This window comes from Mesorhizobium sp. M1A.F.Ca.IN.022.07.1.1, from assembly GCF_003997575.1.
In the GTDB taxonomy this organism is placed as follows: Bacteria; Pseudomonadota; Alphaproteobacteria; order Rhizobiales; family Rhizobiaceae; genus Mesorhizobium.
The window spans coordinates 1-802 of the sequence record NZ_RZST01000693.1; the positions used below are offsets into that span (position 1 = coordinate 1).

The 802-nt window shown below is 68.2% G+C and carries 1 protein-coding gene; it reads right to left on the reverse strand.

Going from position 1 to position 802, the window contains the following annotated elements:
• Positions 1 to 160: 160 nt before the first annotated feature.
• Complete coding sequence (locus tag EOA75_RS33440; RefSeq protein WP_067330704.1) at positions 161 to 640, reverse strand: class I SAM-dependent methyltransferase; 480 nt, start codon at positions 638 to 640, stop codon at positions 161 to 163.
• Between the last annotated feature and the right edge of the window lie 162 nt (positions 641 to 802).

Genomic DNA, 802 nt, shown 5'->3' on the forward strand with positions numbered 1-802 from the left:
GGCTTGTTCCAGCCGACCACCTTGGCCACGTCGTTCGCCTTGAAGCGGCCGGCGTGGTAGCAGTGGCGGCATTCGACTATGAGCAGCATGTTGGCCTTGACCGCCCGGCCGACGAAGCCGCGGAAACGGATGCCGGATGTGAAGTGAGCTGTGGTGGCGGCTAGTTCACGCGCCAGAGGAAATAAGGCCAGTCCGGCGTGTCGAAGGGCAAGGGGGTCCAGCGCGGCGACTGCATCGCCCGGTCGCTGACCACTAGGCCACCCGGTGCCATCAACGCATCGATGAGCGCCGCCAGCCAGCCGGCCTGGGCGGTGTCGCGGGCGCGGTCCTCACTGCCGAAATCGGCATGGGCCAAGGCTGCGGGCGCGCAGCCGGACAAGGCGGACAGCGTTTCGCGGAAATCGCCCAGCACAAGGTCGGCGCCGGCCGGCGCCGCATCAGCCGGGGCGTGCAGGTCGCGGTCGAAGGCGATGATCCGGCGGTCCGGGAACAGCTTGCGCAGATGGCTGTAGGTGCGGCCCTTGCCCAGGCCGATCTCCAGCACCGGGCCGGGCAAGTCCCGGGTCTCCTCCGCCGCCCGCTCCAGCGCCCGGCGCTGGGTGGTGAGGCGGGCGATCATGCGGTCGAGGCGGCTGTCCATGGGCGCTCCGGGCAGGCTCGATGGTGTCGAGGGCCGCCACTGTAGCTTCGGCCAGGGACACCGTCGATCCCGAACGCGGTAAAACCAGGTCTCAGAAATAGCTCGCGTGTTGAGTGACAGCTGCTATCCCCTCGCCTTCTGCAGCACCCAGATATAACCCTT